Origin of the sequence: Clostridium tanneri (genome assembly GCF_033659955.1) — a bacterium.
In the GTDB taxonomy this organism is placed as follows: Bacteria; Bacillota; Clostridia; order Clostridiales; family Clostridiaceae; genus Clostridium_AM; species Clostridium_AM tanneri.
In genome coordinates, this window is the sequence record NZ_JARUJP010000013.1 from 32,466 (window position 1) to 56,686 (window position 24,221).

A 24,221-nucleotide genomic window follows, 5' to 3' on the forward strand; every position below is an offset into this window, starting at 1 on the left:
CTTTTAATCTCTCTGTGCTATTATAAGTGACATATAGTCTCTGCCAGACAATATTTCCTCTCTATCTCTTAGAACTTCCTGTCCCTCTCTGTAAGCCCTCTTTACAAAGGTATACCTGAAGCCCTTCTCTTCTAGAACATTTAAAACCTTTTCTTCAAGTTTATAAACCTTCATTATTACCACAAATTTTTCATCTGTTATTTTATCCACTTGGTTTGCAGGAAGAATCAAAACTCTTTCATCTCCAATTACTAAAGTTTCCCCTGCAAGGCTTGCAGCGGCACAGAAGGATGTAATTCCTGGTACTGTTTCCGTCTTATATCCCTGCTCTTTTATGTATCTTAAAAGATATATATATGTACTATATACAAAAGGGTCTCCTATGGTAAGAAAAGCTACATCCTTACCTTCCTTTAATTTCTCCTCTATAGCCTGGAAAGCTTCATATATCTTTCCTTCCTGCTCCTCTCCCCCCATTGGAAAATGTTTTATCATAACTTCCTTATCTTCACCTATGAAGTTCTTAGCAGTATCTAAAGCTATACTACTGCCACCTTCCCTAGCAGACGGTGCCACTATTACTGGACACTTTTTTAGGACGTTCACAGCTTTAAGAGTTAACAATTCTTCATCTCCTGGTCCTACACCTATACCGTATAGTGTTCCTAACCTTTCCATACTTCTTTCCTCCAGTCTCATATATCTTCTTTTCTTAATATATTAATACTTCACTTTCTATGAAGGTGTACTTCTTTCTTATTGTTTCTTTCCTGTTACTATAAATATGCTATTATTAGAGGCCATCATATAGCTTTTCCCTCTAGCTTTACTTATTGAAACCTGCATGCACTCTACTTCATAATTTAAGCCTTTTAATGTGTTCATAGCTTTATAAAGGTTATCTATAGTAATAAAGTTTAAAACCATATTATGCCCAGTCTTCAGTTTTAAATCGTAGCATCTTATAATGTCTTCAATATTGCCACCGCTTCCTCCAATAAATATAGCATCAAATAAAAGGTCTATATCCTTTTCTACAGCTAGTGCCTCTCCTTCAATTATGGTCAGATTACTAGCACCAAATTTCTCTCTGTTTAATTTAATTACTCTTAATGCTTCCTCATCTTTTTCAACAGCTATTACCTGTCCACTTGTACACATTGTAGATATCTGTATGCTTATAGAACCTGTACCAGCGCCTATATCTATAACTCTGTAATTTTCTTTTAATTCAAGCTTTGCGGTGCTTAAAATCCTAACTTCCTCTTTAGTCATAGGACAATCTCCCCGTATAAACTCTTCATCTTTTATATAAATCATATAATTAACTCACCTACTTAAATAAAATTAGATTTAAAGCTTGTTACTCATATCTTCATTCTCTATTGTTACAACGCAGAGATTACTAAATTCCATATTTTTTATTTCCTCAGCAGTTCCTTTAGTTATTTTTTCATCCTCATAAGAAAGGTTTTCTCCAACATAAACTTTAACATTAATATTTTTTTCTTCTAGAACCTTGCACAAATATGAAGGAGAGTGCTTGTTATCAGTAAGCCATATAGAAATTCTATTCTCTCTTACAACTTTATGGAAGTTATCTTCTCTTCCATGAAGGCTTCCTAAAAAACATCCTTGCCAACTCTTGCCTATTCTTGCCATCATATATTGAAAAGAACTTAGTCCCGGAATAACCTCTAAGTTTCCTGAATAATTCTTTTTTAAATAATCCGTTACTCCATAGAAAAGAGGATCTCCAGAAGCTGCAATAGATATTCTTTTATACTCACTTGAATTTATTATATTAATTATTTCTGAGAGCTTTTTTACAATAATTTTGTTCCCGTCAATAAAAGCTAAGCTTTCAATAGCTCTTTCAAATCCAAGTATTAAATCAGATTTTTTTAGAGTATCAACTGCTTTAGGTAATATATAATCTTTATGCCCAGGGCCTATACCTACAACATACACTTTACCATCCATACTATAAACCTCTATTAATAAAATTTCTTTACTATAAATAATTTAATAAAATCCTTACTGACTTAGCTTTATCAGCTAATTAATTTATTCTACACTACTGTATAATATTCCTTTATCCATGGAGTACATAATAACGTCAGCTTTTATACTATCATAAGCATACTGCTCTATTCTCTTTTTCACCTTCAGTCCTATATTCCTATACAGCTGCTCATATCCATCACCCAGAAGCCTTACTGCCCCTTCTGTAGTCTCTTCATTATAAACCTTCTCAACTAGCTCTCTATCTTCTCCCATAAGAGCTAACTCTAAGGCTAAGGTTTCTAATCTAACATCGCAAACTCTACTGTGAGTGTTAAAGCATCCTGAAGCTATTTTACAAAGCTTTCCTATGTGGCCTACCACAAGTATTTTTTTAATATTCTTAGACATACAACAGTTTAGTGCAAAGCCGACATAGTTGGACATAACAACCATCTTACTAGTGTCTAAGCCTATACTTTCTCCAAATTTTTCTCCCATATTTCCGAATATAAGTATGATGTCTTTATGCCCTTTAGCTATTTTTTGGTTCATTTCAAGTTCTACAGACTGCATAAGCGCCTCTTCTGACATAGGCATTACTATACCTGTAGTTCCAAGAATAGATATACCGCCTTGTATGTTAAGTCTTGGATTAAAAGTCTTTTTAGCTACTTCTTCTCCCTTTGGTACAAATATAGTAATTTCTACTCCCTTATCCCTTGGAAGAACTTCTTTAACTTCCTTCTCTATCATCTTACGAGGAACGGGGTTAATAGCAGGCTCACCTTTTTTTACATAAAGCCCTTCCCCGCAAACTGTTCCTACACCCTTTCCGCCTTTTAGGGTATACCCCTCGCTCCTTTTATCCGCTCTAGCCCATATCTCTAATCCATGGGTAGCATCAGGATCATCTCCTCCATCCTTTACTACACAACATTCAACGAAGTTATCTCCCATATTTATCTTTTCTATAGGAAGATTAAGCTCTATTCCCTTTGGAGTATCTATCTTTATCTCCTTTAATTGCCCTCCGTTATAAAGCATCATAGTTGCTGCCTTAGCTGCTGCTGCTGCACAGGAACCAGTAGTATATCCACATCTAAGCCTTTTACCATCACAATTTACATACATATCTAACATATTATCACCTTATTATCATATACATTAGTGCATTTACTATGGCTGCAGCAATATTGCTTCCACCTTTTCTTCCTCTTATAGTTATCATAGGTATATCCATTTTTTCAATTTCTTCCTTAGATTCTGCAGCTCCTACAAATCCCACAGGAGCCCCCACTATAAACTTAGGAGTTGCTTTTCCTGCTAAGGTAAGTTCTTTAAGCTTAAATAAGGCTGTAGGAGCATTACCAAAGACAAAGAACTCTACCCCTTCCTCAACTGCCTTTTCCACAGCTGCCATTGAACGAGTTATTCCCCTTTCCTTAGCTATCTCAGCAATATCCTCTCTACCTACGTAACATTCCACCTTGCAGTTTAACTTTTTTAGAGTTGCCTTACTTATACCAGATGCAGCCATATTAGTATCTGTATATATAGTTACACCTTTTTTTAATAGTTCTAAAGCAGCCTCTATTGCACCTTCTCTAATATATGTTAAATCCTTCAATTGAAAGTCTGCGGTGGTGTGTATAACTCTTTTTATTATTTGAAGCTCCCTATCTGAAAAATTGTGGTCTCCCATCTCTTCTCCTATTATTTCAAAGCTCCTTTTTTCTATATCCATAGGAATTTTTATATAATCCATCTGTGATTTTCCCTTCTATGATTTTTTATTATTATTTTTCTCTTATGTCTACAAGACAACTTCCATCTATAGTTGCCTCTTCAAGAGTAGCCATGTTATCCATGGTATAAAGTGCAGATTCTATTATATTAAAAGCAAGTGGACATCCTGATCCCTCACCTAATCTCATTCTTAAATTAAGCATTGGGTTTACCCCTAACTCTTTAGCTATATAAACTACACCTGGTTCTGCAGATAAATGGGAAGGGAACATAAAATCCTTAGCATAATTATTTAATCTATAAGCACATAGTGCTGCTGCTGAAGATATAATACCATCTATAACAATAGGAATTCTATTTTTAGCAGCGCCTAAGAAACATCCACAAAGTCCTGCTATATCAAAACCTCCCACCTTAGATAAAACATCTATCACATCTTCTTTATTAGGCTTATTTACATCTATAGCCCTTTGTACTACTTCTTTCTTATTTTGAAACTGTTCCTCTGTTAATCCTGAGCCTTTACCTACTACAGCATCCGCAGATAATCCTGATAAAGCACTTAATACTGCTGAACTTGTTGTAGTATTTCCTATTCCAACTTCACCTGTGCCTAACAGGTTATATCCTTCTTTAGCTAGCTTGTCTACAATCTCAATACCTGCTTCAATAGCTTGTATTGCCTCTTCTCTTGTCATAGCTGCTTCCTTAACAATGTTTTTAGTTCCATATGCAACTTTTTTGTCTATTATCTTAGGATTGTTAAACTCTCCCTTTACCCCAACATCTACTACAGTTATATCGGAATTTGCAAAACGTGCTAAGGTACATACTCCTGTTATGCCTCTTGTTAGGTTATTAGTTATTGTTACTGTAAAATCCTGAGGACAATTACTTACTCCCTCATCACATACTCCGTTATCAGCACACATAATCACTACACTTTTCTTATCTATCTTATTATGTATTTTACCTGTAATGCCAGCCATCTTTGCTGCAATTTCTTCAAGTTCTCCTAAACTTCCTAGGGGCTTTGTAAGACTATCTATTCTAAGCCATGCTTCTTTAATAACATCCTCATATGCTGGCTTTATACTTTCTATTGTTTCTTCAATTAACCTCATTATTTTTCCCCCTTAATATTAAGTTTTATGTGATTTTCTAAAATCCATAGTTTTTATCTATATAATAGCTTTTTCAGCATCTCTATATTTCCAAAAAAGTGAACATGTCCATAAGCTGCTAAAGTATTGTTCTTTACGAATCCACAACTCCAGTTTTTTAATGTACCATCGTAAATTTCCTTTGTAAGAAGATAAACCTTTTCTTCTTCCAAGTCTACATAGGACTTATGAAACTCATGACAGTTTATTTCTGTACCTTTAGGTAAAACTCCGTTATCCTTTTCTACCTTTAATTTAGCATACCCAAAATTTTGAAGTTTTTTTGTCATATAAGTCTTTCCCTTTAAAAAACCTACAGAGTTAAGTACTTCATCACTGTCTAATCCTTGAATACCTTCTGTAAGGTACATCAGCCCTCCACATTCGGCATAACATTTAAGACCTTTTTCTAACTCCTCTTTAATGCTGCTGAGCATGGATTTATTTTTATTTAATTCCTCTATAAATACTTCTGGGTACCCACCTCCAATATAAAGAAAATCTATATTCTCTGGCAGCTTATCATCCTCTAGTGGACTAAAAAAAACTACTTCTCCAGCCTCTTGTAATAGTTCAATGTTCTCCCTGTAATAAAAGCTAAAGGCTTTATCATAAGGTACCGCTGTTCTTATTCCTCTATTTTCTAAATGATATTTATCATCATAATTTTCAGTTTCTTTAAAATAACCTATAAGTTTTTCTAAGTTAACATGCTGCAAAATCAATTCGCTGCACAGATCAATTTTTTCCTTTAAATCGTCTATTTCACTACTTTGTACCAGCCCAAGGTGTCTACTCTTTAAAGAAAGTTTTTCATTTTTAGGTACATATCCAAATACAATAGTATTGCAGTTCTTCTCCACTGCTGCTTTTAGTAATTTGTAATAACTTTCACTTATATTATTAAATACTACTCCCGCAATATTTACCTTTTCAAAATTCATAATTCCATTAATTTCTGCACACAAAGTTGCACTTTGTGCTTTAGGTGTAATCACCAATAAAATAGGAAGATTTAAAACCCTAGATAAATGGGCAGTTGAGTACTGTGAATCTATTCCCTTGCCATCGTAAAGTCCCATAACACCTTCAACTATTCCCATATCACCTTTTCCTCTGGAAAAAGAAGCCTTAACCCCCTTTTCTCCCATAAGATACAAATCTAAATTTCTGGAAGGCTTTCCTGTTATATAGCTGTGAAAAGCAGGATCAATGTAGTCTGGTCCAACTTTATACCCCTGAACATCAAAACCCTTCTTCATCAAAGCCTTCATAATACCTAATGTTACAGTGGTCTTTCCCCCACCACTGCTATTTGAGGATATAACTATACTTTTCAAGTGTATCACCACTTTTCTTAATGTATTTTATATAATTGCCAAGCTCCAAACTTATACTTATCCTCTAATATTTCTATGTCCAGAATAAGTTTAAGTTCTAAACTACTTGTCCATATTAGATAAACAAACTTAGAAACTTAATTTATACAGAGGGATATATTGCTATTAACAACATATCCCAGAACATAAGTCTAGCTTTAGATTTCCTTAATCTATAAGTCAAGCTTCAGTTTAAAATTTTCTCATTAAGTCTATAAACTTTTCTATATCTTCTTCTGTATGTCTTACACCTATAAACATAGCTTCAAACTGTGCTGGTGACATAAACATTCCACCCTTTAACATATGCTTAAAGAATCTTCCATACAATTTAGTGTCACAAGCTCTTGCCTGCTTATAGTTAGTAACTTCTCCACCTTCATTAAAGAATAGAGTCATCATATTTACACGTCTATTTATAACTAAAGGAAGACCTTTTTCCTTAGCTACCTCTTCCGCTCCCTTTTGAAGCTTTTCTGCTATTTTATCCATATAATCATAGTACTGTGGATTACTATGAAGCTTTGTAAGGGTTGTATATCCTGCTGCCATAACTAGGGGATTTCCAGACATAGTTCCTGCCTGGTAAACCGGCCCCATAGGTGATAGTTGTTCCATTAAATCTCTTCTTCCGCCATAGGCCCCAGATGGAAGACCACCGCCCATAATCTTAGCAAAAGTTGATAAGTCTGGTTTAACTCCATAAAGGCTTTGTGCCCCTTTGTAAGCTACTCTGAAACCAGTCATAACCTCATCAAATATTAAGATAGTTCCGTATTGTGTACAAAGTTCTCTTAAATCTTCCAAGAATTTCTTGTGAGCAGGTATAACTCCCATGTTTCCTGCAATAGGCTCTATGATAACTGCTGCTATCTCTTCGCCGTGCTTTTCAAAAAGTACTTTTACACTTTCTATGTCATTATACTGAGCTATTAACGTGTTCTCTATGCTGCCCTTTGGTACTCCTGGTGAACCAGGAATATTTGCTGTAAGAACTCCTGAACCTGCTTCTACTAAAAATCCATCAAAATGTCCATGATAGCAGCCAGCAAACTTTATAATTCTATCTCTCTTAGTGCAGCCCCTTGCAAGCTTTATAGCACTCATAGTAGCCTCTGTACCAGAATTGACCATTCTAATCATATCTACATTATCTATTGTGGTACAGATATGTTTTGCTAATTTTAATTCAAGCTCTGTAGGTGCTCCAAAGGCTATTGCATTTTCTGCTGTATCTTTTATTGCCTTTACTACATCCCCGTCACAATGGCCAAGTATCATAGGCCCCCATGCTCCAATAAAATCTACATACTCTTTTCCATCTTCGTCAAAAATATGAGCTCCTAATCCCTTCTTAATTACAGGTGGAGTTATATCTAATCCTGTATATGCTCTAACAGGGCTGTTTACTCCTCCTGGCATATATATGTTAGACTCATTAAATATATCTGAACTTCTCACAACTTTCATCTCCTAAGGGTTTATTATATTTCTGCCTATGAGCTCTATTACTTTTCTCTAAGCCATCTAGCTGCTTCCAAAGCATAGTAAGTTATAATCATTTTTGCTCCAGCTCTCTTTATAGATGTAAGCATTTCTAAAGCAACTCTCTTTTCATCTATAAGTCCTGCTTTAGCTGCTGTTTTAACCATAGCATACTCACCACTTACATTATAAGCAGCTACTGGCACATCAAATCTATCTCTAGCTACTCTTATTACATCTAAATAAGACATTGCTGGTTTAACCATTATAATGTCTGCACCCTCATTTATATCATCTTCAATTTCTAGCATAGCTTCTCTTACGTTAGCTGGATCCATTTGATAAGTTTTTCTATCTCCAAATTGAGGAGCTGAGTCTGCTGCCTCTCTAAAAGGACCATAAAAAGCTGAACAGTATTTAGCACTGTAAGCCATGATAGGAATATTTTTATAGCCATTTTCATCTAATATTTCTCTTATAGCATCTATTCTGCCATCCATCATATCTGATGGAGCTATCATATCTGCTCCTGCTTTAGCATGAGATAAAGATATTTTAGCTATGTATTCTAAAGTTTCATCATTCTCTACATCCTCACCATGAATTATTCCACAGTGTCCATGACTTGTATATTCACACATACAAACGTCTGTAATAACATAAATATTCTTATTTACTTCCTTTATCTTTCTTATAGCCTTTTGTATTATTCCGTTTTCATCGTAAGCTCCACTACCACATTCGTCTTTATGATCTGGAATTCCAAATAATATTACACTTTTAACTCCTGCTTCTGTAATTTCTTCTACTACTTCTTGTAATCTATCTACAGAAATATGATAATTTCCTGGTAATGATGAGATTTCCTTCTTAATATTTGTTCCTTCTACTGCAAATAGAGGATATATAAAATCTGATGGATCAAGTATAGTCTCTCTTACCATGGATCTTACAACTTCATTTTGTCTAAGTCTTCTGTGTCTTCTAAACATTTGTCATTACCCCTTTATAATTTATTTTTAGTTGACAGTTAAATAATTTATTATCAACTTTTATATAATTAATTTTAATTATAAGCTTAAAGTATTGATTTATCGGGTTACTAGCATTCTAATAACTTTTTAATAACTCCTTCAGTGGTATATTCCTCACATATTTCATAGGTTATATTATTAATTTCCAAGGCTTTCCCAGTTATAGGTCCTATGGAAATAGCTTTCTTCTTTTTTACAGCTTCCAGACCTACAAGTTCTATCATATTATTTACTGTAGTTGGACTTGTAAAAATAACTGTATCTACTTCCTCAAAAGAACTAGGATCTATCAATTCTCCTGTTATAGTTTCATATGTGAAGCATTCATCTACATAACATCCAACCTCTTTCAGAACTTCAGCTAAGTAAGGCCTAGACTGTTTTGATCTTGGTAATAATATTTTATCTCCTGCCTTTACAAAGTTCTTCATTTTATCAAAAAGACTTTCAGCAACAAACTTTTCTGCGATTATTTCTGGAATAATCCCTCTGTCCTTTATTGCTTTTTCTGTAGCAGGTCCTATAGCTGCAAAGGTTCCCTTTATATTTCTTATATCATAGTCCTTCTGTCTCAGGTAATCAAAAAAGCTATTTACTCCATTTACACTAGTAAAAACAATGTAATTGTAATCAGCTAAATTATTTATAAAATTATCTAGGTTTTCAGAAGTATATTTTATATCAATAGAGTTTACCTCTGTAACCTGTGCTCCTAAGTCTATAAGTTTTTCTCTTATCTCCTTTGATTGTTCCTTTGAACGTGTAATACAGATATTCTGTCCAAAAAGAGGCTTCCTCTCAAACCAATTTAACTTATCATTAAATTCAACAACTTTTCCAACAACTATAATACAAGGTGAGTGGAGCCCAGCTTCTATAGCTTTGTCTTTTATATCTTTTAAAGTTCCTACAACCTTTTTCTGCTTAGAAGTAGTTCCTCTCATCACTACTGCACTAGGAGTATTCTCATCCATACCATTTTCCAGTAGATTCTTTGATATCCCTCCCAAGTTCTCAAATCCCATTAGGAATATAAGTGTGCCTCCAACACCAGCAACTGCTTTCCAATCTACCTCTAGCTTATCAGCACTCATTCCAGTGAAAACATGAAAGCTTCTAGCTATCTTTCTATGAGTTACAGGTATTCCTCCGTAATTTAATACAGAAATAGGCGAGGTGATTCCTGGAATAACTTCAAATTCAATCTCTTCCTCAATAAGTCTTAAGGCTTCTTCTCCACCTCTTCCAAATATATATGGGTCTCCCCCTTTAATTCTTCCAACAATATGGCCATCTTTCGCCAGTTTAACTAGCATATCATTTATTTCATCTTGAGTTTTATAATGGCAGCCTGGTTCTTTTCCACAATAGTATATCTTGCAATCTTTATTTAAATACTTTAGAACTCCTGTACCGGACAGTCTGTCGTACATTACCGCTGTACACTCACTAAGCTTTCTTACCGCCTTTAATGTTATAAGTTCTTCATCCCCAGGTCCTGCACCAATAAGATAAACCTTACCCATCTTTATCCTCCTTATTATGTCCTTTATATTACTACAATTATCTTCTATCCATTTAAAATTTTTCTAGCTAGTTCTTTGCCTAATTCTATATGATCTTCTCTTTTTCCCGTTACTTCTTTTTTTATTAATCTTCCATTTACATTATATATGCCTAAGATATTCATTAAACTTCCTTCTGTTTCAGCGTAAGCTCCTATAGTGGAATGACAATCACCATTTAGTTCTCTCATGAAACTTCTTTCTGCCTCAACGCATATTCTAGCTTCTTCATGATTCAGCTTTTTAAACAATTCACCATTCTTACTTCCCTTTTTGATCTCTATACCTAAAGCTCCCTGACCAACCGCTGGAATAATTCCATCTACTGAAAAATAGTCAGTAATTATATTCTCCATTCCTAATCTCTTAAGTCCTGCTGCTGCAAGTATTATGCCGTCTAAATTTTCTCTTTCAATTTTATCTATTCTAGTCTGAACATTCCCTCTTATTGGTACTACTTGTAAATCTGGTCTTAATATCTTTAGTTGTTCAGCTCTTCTATTACTACTTGTACCGATTTTCGCTCCTTCTTTCAATTCAGTAAAATGAACGCCATTAATAGATACAAATACATCTCTTACATCTTCTCTTATAGGAATTGCTGCTATTTCAAAGAATTCAGGAATTTCAAAAGGTACATCTTTCATACTATGCACAGCTGCATCAGCCTCATCTTCAAACAGTGCCATTTCAATTTCTTTAACAAAAAGCCCTTTTCCGCCTATTTTATCTAGGGTAACATCTAATCTTAAATCTCCTGTGGTTTCTATAAGGAGCTTTTCAGCTTCTACGCTTTGCTGTTCCTTTAACATAGTTATTATAGTATCTGCTTGAACCTGAGCTAGCTTACTTCTACGTGTTGCAATTTTTAAAGTCACAATATATCACCATCCCATTTATATTACTTAGAGTAAGAATTAGTCTAAATCATAAAACATGCTGAAAATCTCTCTTTCCTTTCCTCTTTCACAGAAAAAGTAGAAATCATCACTGCATATAAAATCCATTATTTCTTTTTTGTTACTGCTATTTTTCATCCTATTTCTTATACAAGCTGTAAATTCTATAAAATTATCAAAGTCCTCTAAATACTTTTCAACCTTATTTGCTACATAAACTGATGTTTTAGGACTTCCTGCTTTAGTGTGAATTCCAAAGGAGATATTCTTAGAACTCCTTTGACAAGGGGTTATGCATAATCCATCTTTGGGACTACTGCAGTCTATGTATAATTTATAAACCTTATCGCAATCCTTTCTTATTTCATCATTTAAACTTGCACAGTTCGTTGCAATTATTATTAAATGATTTTTATCTATGTGATTGCTGTTATATTCTCCTTCTATAAGAGTTATATTTTCTTTATTTTTCAACTCTATAAATTCTTCTATAAAATCCTTTGCCACTACAGAAACATTACATCCTTTTTTTAAAAAGGTTTTAGCTTTTATTAAAGCTGCTCTTCCTCCACCTACTATGAGAACCTTCACTTTATCAGATATTAGAGAAAGAAAGGTATATTCTATTCCACTACATAAAATATCCTCTGTATTATTTTCATACAATCACTGACACGTCCCTTCAATTGTTCTTCTTTTAATACCTCTATAGCCTTATTTATAAAGGCGTCAGATGTACTCTTTAGTAGTACTTCCGCTAATTTATCAGTGTCTTTTGTATCCTTTTTGTTTCTAAAGGTTTTGTATCTTTCTTTATATACCCGTTCTCCTGCTTGTTTTAATTTCACTATTTCCTGAGAAATACTCTGCAAACTTTGCCACTGTTCAAATTCCTTTATATATTTCTCTAGTATAAGTCTATTTTCTTTCATTATGTCTTTTCTCAATTTTCTGTTGTTATCGTCCATAAGGCTTACTGTGTCAATATCATAAACCTGAACATTTTTTAAGTCACACACATCTCTATCTAAATCTCTCGGTACTGCTAAATCAAATAAAAGCATATTCCTATTGTTAGGCAAATCATCTTTCTTTATTACAGTATGAGGTGCTGAAGTACAGGATATTATACAATTTACATCTTCATAATACTTTAATCGTTTTTCAAAAGGTATCACCTTAACTCTGCTATCCTCTATATTTACCATACTAATATCCCTAACTGCTATATATAAAACCTCAAAGTTACCGGACATTATATACTTTGCAGTTAGCTTCCCTACCTCACCAAAACCTAATATCATAAATCTATTCATTGCTTTTTTTCTACTTTCACTAACTGCTATTGAAGAAGATGATACTGGTATCTTATATAGATTGGATTTCGTTCTAAACTCTTTTCCACAGGTTATTGCAGTAAGAAAAAGTTTCTGAAGTTCCTTATGTACTGTTTTTGCTGTTCTAGCAGTTTCATAAGCTTCTTTTACCTGAGCCAATATTTGATCTTCTCCTAATATTAGAGAATCAAACCCACAAACTACGTCCATAAGATGTCTAACAGCCTTTTCCTCCTTATGGTGGCAAATATATTTCATTAAACTTTTATCCCAGTTTAAAGTTTCAAATATCTTTTCTATTATACTCAAATCGTCATAGGAAGAATTGAAGTATATTTCTGTTCTATTACAGGTACTTATCATAACTACTTCTTCACATATTTGAGACAATTTTTTCAATGAACTTTCGCATCGCTTTTGTATTACAGAAAATTTCTCTCTTATTTCAATTCCTATGTCATTCTTTAGTGCTATAAGCTGTATCATACTACCAACCCCTAATTATACTTGAAATTAAAACTTTAACTTTAGGATAAAAAACTTATTATGCAGAATTAAATATTAATATATATAAGTGTAGATAACCCTAACAGATAAATACATATACCTCCAAATCTTAGATAAGAAAAATTGAAATCTTTGTTTAAATAGGGCATGTATCCTTTGTACCCTCTACTGTCTATACCATCTTTTATATTCTTCCATCTGTGCATTGTATTTATAAATAACAAACCTGTCATCTTTCCAGTATTCTCAATCTTTAACTTTACTCCGTCAAATCCACCTCTAGACTTGATAGAATTATATAGAATTCTCCACTCTTCATCGATTAGTAATATAAATCTTTCCATACTCTTTGCTATGTCACATATATCTCTAAGGTAATTATTTTTAGAAAGAATAAGCAGCACATCATCTATAGCTGTAGTTAAAGAAAAAAATGATAAACACAGTCCCGCTGATAAACTTTTTAACAAAATAATTACAGAGTAGTTCAATCCATAATCAAAAACAAAAGTAATGGATGAAATTGCAGCAAAAATTGTTATCCCTAAAGTAAATTTCACAACTATCTTTTTATTGTTTTCACATATTAAGTGAAGTATTATAAAAACCATTATATTTCCAATAATAGGAATAGCCCTTTGACAAAATCCTATAACTATTATTGGAAATATACTTAAAAGTATTTTTTCCACTGGATGTATCTTTGAAATTTTATTAATTCTTGATAGTGCCATTATTAGTTTTAGCATGTTTTTTTCTTCCTAAATAATATATTATAAAAGTTATACCTATCCCTGCTTGAAGTGCAAATATAGCCTCTTCAACTTTATCTGATGATGGTTCCCATACACTGTTAAACCAAGGTTTGTAATTCTCATCTAAATGTGCTACTGCAGCTTGCGCCTGGTCATCTGTGCCCTCAAGAGCTTTACTTCCAATTGAACCTGCTATAAATAACATCACTAGTAAAGCTACAAAGACAATTCCTATACTTATACTTTTCCTTTTCAACACCTTACACCTCTCTTAAATCACTTATTTCTTTAGCTGCATAATTTTCAATGAATTTAAATATTACAACTGTTAAAATACCCTCTATTATAGCAAGAGGTATTTGAGTTATTCCAAATATGGAAATAAATTTGGTAAAGGAAGTTAGGAATCCCCCATTACTAGCTGGAAAAGCTAGCCCTAGTTGAATTGCTGTAGTTATATAAGTTGCCAAATCACCAAGCATCGCTGCTAAGAACACCGCTGCCTTCTTATTTTTCTTCTTAGTTACTGTAAAGACTAAGTAAGAAACTATAGGTCCAACTATTCCCATAGAAAATACATTTGCTCCTAATGTTGTTATTCCTCCATGTGCTAAAAATATGGCCTGAAACAAAAGCACAACTACGGATATAACAGCCATAACAAAAGGTCCAAATAATATGGCTCCAAAGCCTGTACCTGTTGGATGGGAAGAGCTTCCTGTAACAGAAGGTAATTTTGTGGCAGATAAAACAAATACATAAGCAGCAACAAGACCTAAAAGCATTTTTAAATCCTTACTTTTTTCTGTTTTTACTCTAATATGCTTTAGTCCAATTACTACGAAAGGTAGCGATAACAGAAAATATACACCACACCATATAGGAGGCAGGAATCCTTCCGATATATGCATCGCGTAAACCCTTGGCGAAAGGCTTAATACTAAGGCCATTACCATGAGCAAACTATATCTTTTTTTCATAATATATTCCTCCGTAAACTTTCTTATTTGTAGTTTTCTAGGATTTTCATTTTAGCCCTTAAAGATTCAAGGAGTTTAAAACCTCTAAAACTCTTTCATTACTTTTTCTATCTTTAACTGCTAGTCTTATGTAGTTTTCGTTTAAACCTTTAAAGTTATTGCATTTTCTTATTGCAATTTCCTTTTCTAAACAAAGCTCATATAGCTCATGGCAGTTTGTGTTTTTTAATTTACAAAGTATAAAATTGCTGTAGCTGTTATACACCTTTTCTATAAAACTTACTTTTTCAAGGTTACAGAGCATAAACTGCCTTTCCTTATCAATCCATTCTATAGACTTTTCTATATATCCCTTATCTTTTAAAACATATTTTACTGCTAATTCTGCAAAACAGTTTATATTCCATGGATTTTGTTTATCTTGTATTTTATTTATTAAAGTCATATTTTTAGTTATACCATATCCAAATCTTACTCCTGGCATAGCATAAAATTTCGTTAAAGCCCTTATTATAAATAAACAGCTATATTTTTCTACTTCCTTTAAAAAGCTAAAACCTCTTTTTCCAGTAAACTCAATGAAGGCCTCATCTATGACAACTACCTTACAATTCTTCTCGCAGTAATCCAATATAGATTTAAACACTTCCTTATCCAATACCATTCCATTAGGATTATTGGGGTTTGCTATAATTAAAGCCTCTGATTCCTTTAATTTTTCTAATATATCTTCATAATTATAAGTCATATCCTCCTTCATAAGAGAATATGCAATACTACAGCCCCATTTTGCTGCACTTTTTTCATACTCTATAAAGGAAGGTATAGGTATGCATACTTTACTGAAGCAGCTTATAACTAGATCTATAATTTCTGCAGCACCATTTCCAAGAACTATATTATCCTCACTTATCTGCAGTCCGCTACCAAGACCATATGTACTTTCCTTATGTTGAGATATAAAATAACTTTCACTAAATTTTATATACTCCTTTAAGGATTTTCTTAACTCTCTATACTTTATATCAGGATATCTCTCCATACTTTCCAAGGCTTCATTTACATGTTCCTTAAAGCTTTTAGGTATTCCTAAAGGGTTAATATTTGAGCTAAAATCTAAAAGCTCTATTCCCTTTAATATTCCCTCTGTGTATACATCTCCTCCATGCTCCACTGTTATCACCTCCTATACTCTTATTTTGAACTAATATCAGCTTCTTTTATTTTCTAACAACAGATAGTTTATGAGCTGATAGTAGTTAAAACTACAGCTGCATATAAAATCATCATCAGAGTTTCTGCTGCATACATAAGTTTTACAGAGTCATTTATATGTTCAAAGCTTAACTCCTTTATCTTATCTCCAATGGTAGGCTTATAGACCACTTCCCCAAAATACACGTTGGTGCCACCGAGCTGTACTTTCATAGCTCCTGCAGCTGCCCCTTCCGGATAAGCACAATTAGGACTTTTATGATTTTTTCTGTCTCTAATCATTATCTTAAAGCTTTCCACCATATTTCCTTTTACCACAAAAGCAACTACGCATATAAGAAAACCAGTAATTCTAGCAGGTATAAAATTAAAAACATCATCTACCTTAGCTGGAAAAAAGCCTATATGTCTATATTTTTCATTCATATAACCAAGCATTGAATCCATAGTGTTAATGCCCTTATACATCATAGCCAGTGGTGCTCCACCTATAATGGCATAAAATAATGGTGCTATTACTCCATCTGCAGCATTTTCTGCTACCGTTTCTACATCTGCTCTTATTATCTCTTTATCACTAAGTTCTGTTGTATCCCTTCCCACTATATATGATAGCTTTACTCTGGCATCTCCTAAATTGTTATCCTTTAATGCATAGTAAACCTTTTTAGCTTCCTGTGCTAGGCACTTAGCAGCTAAAGTTGTCCATATTATAACTGTATTTATAATAATATATAGCCAAGTAATATCCCCTATTAACTTTAATAATATAAATGGAATCATAAAGCTTATGGATGCTACAATGACTACTATCAATCCTCCAAAAAACTTAATTCCTTTATTTGTTTTACAAAACTTTCTTCCCCTCTTTTCTAAGAAGGATATAAGCTTTCCTATATATATAACAGGATGAGGGAACCAATAGGGATCTCCTATTATCCAGTCAAGTATAACTGCTAAAAATATAGCTATTGTATTAGTGATAAAAAAAGATGTAATCAAACCGTTCCCTCCAACCTTTTTAAATTATTTTTTTATGTTCATAATTTCATAAATTTTGTTCATATCTATATTAGCCCTTACGATATCTGCCAGTTTATCTAGTTCTAATTCCCTAAGACTCTCATAGGTACCGGATTTTTTTGTTTTCATTCCCTTTTTCACTCTAATTCTATTTAACATATATTCTCTAAAATCTACTCCGTCGAAAATTCCATGTATATAAGTTCCCATTATATTTCTGTCTGTATTAATTGCTCCGTCAAGAATTTCAACCTTTTCTCCATTTTTATCTAGTATTCTAAATAGAGGCTTTGCATTCTTTCCATAGGTGCATATTCCCATATGAATTTCATATCCATAGGTTTTTAATTTTATATTTTCCATGGAATTATCCTCATTATACACATTGAAGTCTTCTATACTTTCAGCATTTACTCTAGTAGTTACCTTTTCTTCTTCAAAAATTGTTTCTATATCTAAAAGTCCCATAGCTTCTACTTCCTTAACCTCAGTTTCAACGCCATAAGGGTCCTTTATGAGCTTTCCAAGTATCTGATACCCACCGCAAATTCCCATTACTAAACCTGTTTTGCTATATTCCTTAATAGCTCTCTCAAGACCGCACTCCCTTAACTTAAGTAGATCTTCAATAGTATTCTTACTTCCTGGAATTATTAGTAAATCAGGGTGACCAAATTCTTCTAAGGAATTTATAAATCTCACTGAGACATCTGCTTCACTTTTTAGGGCATCTAAATCTGTGAAATTAGATATATGAGGAAGTTTAATTACAGCTATATCTATAGGTGCTGTAACCTTAGTATTAAATTGTACTGCACCATCTTCATCTTCAAGAGCTAGATTAAAATAAGGGACTACACCTAAACAAGGCACTTTTATTATGTCCTCAAGCATAGTAAGCCCTGGTTTTAATATCTCCACATCTCCCCTAAACTTATTTATTATAGTACCTTTAACCCTCTTTCCTTCATCTTCAGTGAAAAGCACCATAGTTCCTGCAAGAGATGCAAATACTCCTCCTTTATCAATATCTCCTGCCAAAAGCACAGGAGCATCTACAAGTTCAGCCATTCCCATATTTACAATGTCTCTATCTCTTAGATTAATTTCTGCAGGACTCCCTGCCCCTTCCATAACAATTATGTCAAATTCCTTTTCCATCTTTTCGAACTGTTCTTTAAGCATATCCCTAAACTCTAACTTCATGTTGTGATATTCCATAGCTGTACTGTTACCATAAACCTTCCCATTAACTATGATTTGACACTTTTTATCTGAAGTAGGTTTTAAAAGTATAGGATTCATATAAGCCTCTGGTTGAAGTCCCGAAGCATAAGCTTGAAGTACCTGAGCACGTCCCATCTCTTTTCCATCTAAAGTTATGTAAGAATTTAAAGACATATTTTGTGATTTAAAAGGACAAACTGAATATCCATCCTGCTTAAATATTCTACAAAGTGCTGTTACTAATATACTCTTTCCTACTGATGATCCCGTTCCTTGTATCATTATCTTAGCCATGACTATCTCCCCCTTATAAAACTTCCATGTAGCATTTATACCACTCTATGTTCTATTTATTTATAGTTAAACTTTAGTATTACTAAAAATAAAAGCAGTAAACCCTGAAAGTTTACTGCTTTTAACATCACTGAAAAACCGGCTAAAGCCAGACATCATATTAAAAGTACTCTCCCTCCGAAAGTCCATAAAACATATTAGGCAGGTCTCCTGACTTATGATTCTTCCTCCCCTTTACCTTCCTCTAAATAGAGTGGTTTAACAAAGGTTCGTCCTCAAATACAGTAGCGGGGGCTGTAGCGGATTCTAACCGCATTCCCTTTTCACCTTTTTTTAAAAGGCACCTATATAAATTATTTTATTTTACACTTTTAGTTTATTATAAGCTTCATTATATGTCAATGGCTTCTAAGGTATCCATTAACTCCATATCAGTTACAAATGCAGAAACTACAAGCTCTATTTATTTTATATTATATTGAACTAAAAAATCAGTATCATTAATTACTACCTCATAGTTATCGTCTCTTATTATTTTATGATCTTCTGAAAACACCAATGCTCTTTTAAATACTCCCTCTACATACTGAAAATCATGAGTAGAACATATTATGGTCTTGCCGCTTTCATTTAACCTAGTCAAAAGGGTTCTTAAAAAATTTTTTCCCTTTGGATCTATGCCATTCATAGGCTCGTCCAAAACTAAAACCTCTGGATTTAAAGCAAGTACACTAGCTATAGCTACTCTTTTCTTTTCTCCACCACTTAAGTTATAAGGCTCTCTATCCTTTAAATCCTCAATATCTAAAAGTCTTAAACAATCACCAACTCTTCTCTCCACTTCTTTCTCATCCATACCCATTTGTCTTAATCCAAAGGCTACTTCTTCATAAACATTAGAACAGAAAAGCTGAGCATCAGAGTTTTGGAATACAAAACCAACCTTTTTGTGAAAACCCTTTGAAAAATTGTTATTTCCCAGTACCTTACTGTTTATTTCTTCTCCATTAAAATAATATTTTCCTTCAGTTGGAAATATTATGCCATTTATCAACTTTAAAAAAGTTGACTTTCCACTACCATTTGGACCTATTAACGCTACTGATTCTCCTTCTTTAATGGTTACATTTATATCTCGCAAAACTTCAATATCCTTGTATTTAAACCAACTGTTCTTAACTTCAATCATTTTCTCACATCCTACTTAAAGTAAAAATACATCATTATTATTAATACATTTACAAAAGAGTATAAAATATCTTTAAAAGTAAAACTAAATTTTGAATAAGCCTTGTATTCTCCAGTAAAACCTCTACATTCCATTGCAGAATACATTTCATCTCCAAGCTCCTTTGACTTTAAAAATAAGTTACCCATTATTTTAGTTAAGGAAGAATATTTACTGCTATTTCTCCCCACAGACCTCAGCTTTAAAGCATAAAACATTTCAAGGGAAAACTCACCTAATATATAAATGTATTTTATTGTAATGTCAAATACTAATATAAATATATCTGGTATAAAAAAAATCTTTAGACACTTAGTGATATCATGCCATCTTGTGGTATAAGATAACAGATTTATAGATATTATAGTTCCTGTAACCTTAAAGAGTAGTAAAATACTGTTTCTAACGTTTCCCATTATTATAGAAGGTGTCAACATTACTATAGTAAATAATGGCACCATTAAACTTAAAGCTAATATTTTCTTTATTTCTCTTACATCTAATAAGGCAACTAGTAATAATAGATATGCATCAATAATTAAAACATATGTAAACTCTTGAGATAACGCTATTAACAATATATTTAATACTGTAAAGATAAGCTTAATAAGAGGATTTAGCTTGTATACAAAACCATTGCCAGTTATACCATTTCTCTTTATTAGAGACAGTATATGAATAATAGACATTATGCTTTTATCTATAAAGCTATCTTTATCCTTCTTAGGTATGTAATCATCTTTTTTATAAAGCCAATCTTCCATAGTATACACCTTCACATTTCATCATAGTCTTATAACGTTCTTATGGATAAATACAATGTCGATTTATGTAAAAATTTATAAATTTCTGAATTTAATATTTTGTAAAAAAATTACTCTTATGTGCTTATGTTAAAAATATATCATAAATCTCCAATTAATGCAATTAATTTGTCCTGCGATTCCTTAATAGACAATAAAAAAACTATGGACAGAACCTTTTATTCCCGCCATAGTTATTTTTTTCGAAAAAATATTATAAAAAAGACCAATAACACAACTATAGTTAATATCACAGCCACTATGCTGCACATTAATATCATAGCTTCTATCATTTAATCACCTCGAAATATTATTTAATGTTGCAAAGTTCAAGAGTCAGAAAAATTATACAATCTAATCCTTCTGACTCCTCCAATAATGTCAGGTTAAAAAGTTGTTAACTAGCATAATTATACACTAGCAGAACTGTTTGAACTAGTATCTTTATTTTTTATATACATATAAACAGGTAAGCCTATTAAAGTAACCCCAAGACCAAATAAAGCATTTTCAGTTCCTGTGATAAGTGTACTAATCACAACATAGAGAGCCCCAGCTACTCCAATTATCGGTACTATAGGATAAAAAGGAACCTTATAAGAATCTTCACTGATAAGCTCTTTATGATTTTTTCTTAGTACAAACACCCCAAATATTCCTAAGATAAAGAACAACCACATAACAAATACAGCTAGATCCGTTAATGTATCGTAAGAACCTGATAAAGCATATAAGCAAGCCAATATTGACTCAAATATTATGGCATTAGCAGGAATTGCTTCCTTTTCTGTTAACTTACCAAAGAACTTTTTAAATACAAATAGGTTGTCTGCAGCCATAGCATAAGGAATTCTTGCCCCAGTCATTATGAATGCACTTATGCACCCAGTTATGGATATTAGTATACCTGCTGCAATAAGCTTTTCTCCTATTGGTCCGAAAAGTATAACTGCTGCATCTGAAGCTGCTTTTTGGGAAACTGCAACATCCGCTGCCGGCATAGTATTTATTATTGCTAAGTTGACCCCTAAATATGCAATTGTTATGATTGTAAGACCAAAGACTATAGCTTTTGGTAAATCCTTTGCAGGATTTTTCATTTCTTCAGACATATTAGCAACGGCAATCCAACCTTCATAAGCAAATAATACTCCTAGCAGCGCAGCTCCAAATCCAGCGCCGGTACTCACTTCAGTGGACATAGGCGTAAAGTTGTGAACCTTTCCCATAAGTAAACCAAATACTATTATAACACCAATAGGTACTAGCTTGCCTATTGTAAATAGAACGGCAAACTTAGTACCAAACTTGGTTGATACTAGATTTACTATAGTCAAAAATATAATTAGGCCAACAGCCATTCCCTTTTGCTGTGCTGGTGTTAAATCTATAAAGCTAGTACATTGTGTTGCAAATACAACAGCAAGTGCTGCATCAATTCCTGGATAGTATATCAAGGTCTGTACCCAACCAAGTAAAAAAGCCCACTTTTCACCATATAAGTCTTTAAGGTATGCGAAAAGTCCTCCTGTTTTAGGTATAGCAGAGCCAATCTCTGCAATTGTTAATGCCCCAGCCATAGTTATTAGGCACCCAACTATCCAAGCTAATATTCCAAGTCCAGGTGCTCCTGTATTTTTAAAAACCTGTGCTGGTTTAAAAAACACACCACTTCCTATAACTATACCAACTACAAGCATTGTTGCCTGCCCCAATTTAATTTCTCTCTTTAAAACTGGCATATTACCCTTTTTCTCCATATAAGCCCCCCCTAATACACTTACACTATTTCCACAGCTAATTCCCTAAGGGTTTCTATTACAAATTTTCTATCGGACCTAGTATCCTCTATTAAAAAACTAATATCCTTTTCATTTGCACTTGAAGCATTAACATGCTTAACAGCATTCTTAATATATGACTTTCTTAATTTACTCATATCCTCAAATCTAGTATTTATGAAAGATGGATGCTGTGGAAGTATAATATTTACTCCTGGCTTTTCCTCTTCTGGATCTCCGAATTTTATCTCTATACCCCTTGACCTAGCAAAGGAAAGCTGAGCTAATGGATGTTTTCCTGCTCCTGTATACTCTGTTTCCTGTACCACTATTACTGCATTCTCATCCAACTCCCTTGCTAATGCAAAGGCAGCAGTTAGTGATGTGTTTCCTGCAGGTCCTCTTTCCATTCCCTCAAGAACTGATAAAGCCTCTGTGATGTAGAACACTTCTCCCTGTTTAACTGTTAAAAATTCATCCATATATCTTAAGGTTCTTGCCGCACTTCTAGGCACATCTGAGTGATCTGGATTAGTGGCATAAGGTACACCAAAACCAGTATGACCGGTAGTAAAGGACTTTCTATTAAAATCTTTATCTGATGCCATATGAAGACCAGAAAGATCAACGCTTGCTCCATAAATCTTTGTATTTACAGCTCCAGCTTTCATAAGTCCTCTTGCAGTGCCGGTTAGATTGCCGCCTCCTGCTTGAGTAGCTATAACATAGTCTGGATCTCGTCCAAGAAGTTCTCTACACTGCATTGCTATTTCATATCCTAAAGACTCTACTCCAGCTATACCGTAGGTAGAATAAAGTGAAGCATTAAAGTATCCTGTTTCCTCTAAAACTCTAAGGTAAGAATAGAAAAGCTCCGGTCCTACAGAAAGCTGAACAACTTCTGCACCTAAGGATTCACATTTTCTCTGTTTTTCAAGTATCTCTGGTTGTCCAGTTTTCTTCGAGTCAAAGCACTCTTGGACAATTATACAGTTTAGATTTCTCATAGCTGCCTGTGATGCTACTGCTGCTCCATAATTCCCGCTAGTGGCTGCTGCTATCCCTTTAAATCCTAATTGTTTAGCTTGGTAGGCAGATATAGATGCCCTTCTGTCTTTAAAACTACCAGATGGATTGCATTGTTCATCTTTTACAAAAATCCTTGCCCCTTTACCCTTTGGTGCAGTTTTCCTTGCTAAGGAAGTTAAATTTTTCAATTCTAAAAGAGGGGTATTTCCTACTCCCACTTCCCTTTGAATCTTTATTATATCCTCAAGGCTGTATCCAGTATCCTGCATCATTCCCTCATAGTCAAAAGCTATACCGCCAGATTCATATTTAGAATAATCAATACCTGTAGCCTTTTTCATTATTTCACTATTTCTTGACATAACTGCTTCATAACTATTATCCATTGTCATTAAATTTCACCTGCCTTAACAATGTTTCTTATCTGCATGTCAATTTCTAAAAGTTCTGGAACATATTCTTCTCCAAAATTGTGTATATATCTCGGATTGACTTCTACCAATTCACCTTCTACTCTTCTCCCTGTCAAAGTTATTACAGAAACCTTATCTCCTACTTCTGAGTCACTATTTAAGAATCCCTTTACCCACATCTCTAGCGGAACCTTTTTAGTATCCTCTGGGATCTTTCCTGTTCGTTCTTCTGGTTTTAATACAATGCTGTGAATTTGCACCCAATCTCCCTTAATTGCTTTTAAATTCATTTTCCATATGCCCCCTTTTAATCAATGTTTTCTCTCATGCTGGAAATAATATAATTATAGC

24 protein-coding genes and 1 riboswitch are annotated in these 24,221 nt (G+C 33.4%); all 24 genes read right to left on the reverse strand.

The features are described 5' to 3' along the window. Positions 1–3: 3 nt before the first annotated feature. The 24 genes from P8V03_RS11845 to ortA all read right to left on the reverse strand — a co-directional run bounded on the left by P8V03_RS11845 (position 4) and on the right by ortA (position 24,160). Positions 4–678 carry a cobalt-factor II C(20)-methyltransferase gene (locus P8V03_RS11845; protein WP_261671329.1) on the reverse strand — a complete coding sequence of 225 codons (675 nt, stop codon included), beginning with the start codon at positions 676–678 and terminating at the stop codon, positions 4–6. 78 nt (positions 679–756) lie between these two features. Beyond that, positions 757–1,320, reverse strand: coding sequence for a precorrin-6Y C5,15-methyltransferase (decarboxylating) subunit CbiT (gene cbiT, locus P8V03_RS11850; protein WP_261671330.1), 564 nt, complete (start codon positions 1,318–1,320; stop codon positions 757–759). A gap of 33 nt (positions 1,321–1,353) precedes the next feature. After that, positions 1,354–1,983: a precorrin-6y C5,15-methyltransferase (decarboxylating) subunit CbiE gene (gene cbiE, locus P8V03_RS11855; RefSeq protein WP_318798269.1), complete on the reverse strand. Its 630-nt coding sequence runs from the start codon at positions 1,981–1,983 to the stop codon at positions 1,354–1,356. Between the two features lie 84 nt (positions 1,984–2,067). Then, positions 2,068–3,147, reverse strand: a complete 1,080-nt coding sequence (gene cbiD, locus P8V03_RS11860) for a cobalt-precorrin-5B (C(1))-methyltransferase CbiD (RefSeq protein WP_261671332.1) — start codon at positions 3,145–3,147, stop codon at positions 2,068–2,070. A 4-nt stretch (positions 3,148–3,151) separates the two neighbouring features. Next, positions 3,152–3,772 carry a precorrin-8X methylmutase gene (locus P8V03_RS11865; RefSeq protein WP_318798270.1) on the reverse strand — a complete coding sequence of 207 codons (621 nt, stop codon included), beginning with the start codon at positions 3,770–3,772 and terminating at the stop codon, positions 3,152–3,154. A 31-nt stretch (positions 3,773–3,803) separates the two neighbouring features. Beyond that, positions 3,804–4,877 (reverse strand): nicotinate-nucleotide--dimethylbenzimidazole phosphoribosyltransferase, encoded by a 1,074-nt coding sequence (gene cobT, locus P8V03_RS11870; protein ID WP_318798271.1) that lies wholly within the window; start codon positions 4,875–4,877, stop codon positions 3,804–3,806. Positions 4,878–4,930: 53 nt separating this feature from the next. After that, positions 4,931–6,256 carry a cobyrinic acid a,c-diamide synthase CobB gene (locus tag P8V03_RS11875; protein ID WP_318798272.1) on the reverse strand — a complete coding sequence of 442 codons (1,326 nt, stop codon included), beginning with the start codon at positions 6,254–6,256 and terminating at the stop codon, positions 4,931–4,933. A 231-nt stretch (positions 6,257–6,487) separates the two neighbouring features. After that, positions 6,488–7,756 carry a glutamate-1-semialdehyde 2,1-aminomutase gene (gene hemL / locus P8V03_RS11880; protein WP_318798273.1) on the reverse strand — a complete coding sequence of 423 codons (1,269 nt, stop codon included), beginning with the start codon at positions 7,754–7,756 and terminating at the stop codon, positions 6,488–6,490. A gap of 47 nt (positions 7,757–7,803) precedes the next feature. Then, positions 7,804–8,772: a porphobilinogen synthase gene (hemB, locus tag P8V03_RS11885; protein ID WP_261671337.1), complete on the reverse strand. Its 969-nt coding sequence runs from the start codon at positions 8,770–8,772 to the stop codon at positions 7,804–7,806. A 110-nt stretch (positions 8,773–8,882) separates the two neighbouring features. Next, entirely contained in the window at positions 8,883–10,340 is a 1,458-nt protein-coding gene (gene cobA, locus P8V03_RS11890) for a uroporphyrinogen-III C-methyltransferase (protein ID WP_318798274.1), read from the reverse strand. A gap of 44 nt (positions 10,341–10,384) precedes the next feature. Further along, a complete protein-coding gene (hemC, locus tag P8V03_RS11895) occupies positions 10,385–11,257 on the reverse strand; it encodes a hydroxymethylbilane synthase (RefSeq protein WP_261671339.1) in 873 nt (290 codons plus the stop codon). Positions 11,258–11,296: 39 nt separating this feature from the next. Next, positions 11,297–11,944: an NAD(P)-dependent oxidoreductase gene (locus P8V03_RS11900; protein ID WP_318798275.1), complete on the reverse strand. Its 648-nt coding sequence runs from the start codon at positions 11,942–11,944 to the stop codon at positions 11,297–11,299. Continuing rightward, complete coding sequence (hemA, locus tag P8V03_RS11905) at positions 11,902–13,101, reverse strand: glutamyl-tRNA reductase (RefSeq protein WP_318798276.1); 1,200 nt, start codon at positions 13,099–13,101, stop codon at positions 11,902–11,904. Before hemA ends, P8V03_RS11900 begins: the two co-directional genes overlap by 43 nt. A gap of 68 nt (positions 13,102–13,169) precedes the next feature. Beyond that, positions 13,170–13,871, reverse strand: a complete 702-nt coding sequence (locus tag P8V03_RS11910; protein ID WP_261671342.1) for a CbiQ family ECF transporter T component — start codon at positions 13,869–13,871, stop codon at positions 13,170–13,172. Then, a complete protein-coding gene (locus P8V03_RS11915) occupies positions 13,837–14,133 on the reverse strand; it encodes an energy-coupling factor ABC transporter substrate-binding protein (protein ID WP_318798277.1) in 297 nt (98 codons plus the stop codon). The genes P8V03_RS11910 and P8V03_RS11915 overlap by 35 nt, the downstream gene beginning before the upstream one ends. A 4-nt stretch (positions 14,134–14,137) precedes the next feature. Then, the gene (locus P8V03_RS11920; protein WP_261671344.1) at positions 14,138–14,857 is read right to left on the reverse strand and encodes an energy-coupling factor ABC transporter permease; all 720 of its coding nucleotides are present in this window, start codon (positions 14,855–14,857) and stop codon (positions 14,138–14,140) included. Positions 14,858–14,915: 58 nt separating this feature from the next. Beyond that, complete coding sequence (locus P8V03_RS11925) at positions 14,916–16,031, reverse strand: pyridoxal phosphate-dependent aminotransferase (RefSeq protein WP_261671345.1); 1,116 nt, start codon at positions 16,029–16,031, stop codon at positions 14,916–14,918. A gap of 68 nt (positions 16,032–16,099) precedes the next feature. Then, positions 16,100–17,074 carry an adenosylcobinamide-phosphate synthase CbiB gene (cbiB, locus tag P8V03_RS11930; RefSeq protein ID WP_261671346.1) on the reverse strand — a complete coding sequence of 325 codons (975 nt, stop codon included), beginning with the start codon at positions 17,072–17,074 and terminating at the stop codon, positions 16,100–16,102. A gap of 24 nt (positions 17,075–17,098) precedes the next feature. Further along, on the reverse strand, positions 17,099–18,616 hold the full coding sequence (locus P8V03_RS11935; protein WP_261671347.1) for a cobyric acid synthase: 1,518 nt from the start codon (positions 18,614–18,616) through the stop codon (positions 17,099–17,101). 183 nt (positions 18,617–18,799) lie between these two features. Then, a riboswitch (cobalamin riboswitch) is annotated at positions 18,800–18,979 on the reverse strand. A gap of 100 nt (positions 18,980–19,079) precedes the next feature. Then, positions 19,080–19,805: an energy-coupling factor ABC transporter ATP-binding protein gene (locus tag P8V03_RS11940; RefSeq protein ID WP_261671348.1), complete on the reverse strand. Its 726-nt coding sequence runs from the start codon at positions 19,803–19,805 to the stop codon at positions 19,080–19,082. 11 nt (positions 19,806–19,816) lie between these two features. Further along, complete coding sequence (locus tag P8V03_RS11945) at positions 19,817–20,608, reverse strand: energy-coupling factor transporter transmembrane component T family protein (protein ID WP_261671349.1); 792 nt, start codon at positions 20,606–20,608, stop codon at positions 19,817–19,819. Between the two features lie 449 nt (positions 20,609–21,057). Beyond that, complete coding sequence (locus tag P8V03_RS11950; RefSeq protein ID WP_261671350.1) at positions 21,058–22,407, reverse strand: APC family permease; 1,350 nt, start codon at positions 22,405–22,407, stop codon at positions 21,058–21,060. A gap of 20 nt (positions 22,408–22,427) precedes the next feature. Beyond that, complete coding sequence (ortB, locus tag P8V03_RS11955) at positions 22,428–23,849, reverse strand: 2-amino-4-oxopentanoate thiolase subunit OrtB (RefSeq protein ID WP_261671351.1); 1,422 nt, start codon at positions 23,847–23,849, stop codon at positions 22,428–22,430. Next, entirely contained in the window at positions 23,849–24,160 is a 312-nt protein-coding gene (gene ortA, locus P8V03_RS11960; protein WP_261671352.1) for a 2-amino-4-oxopentanoate thiolase subunit OrtA, read from the reverse strand. The genes ortB and ortA overlap by 1 nt, the downstream gene beginning before the upstream one ends. Positions 24,161–24,221 lie beyond the last annotated feature (61 nt).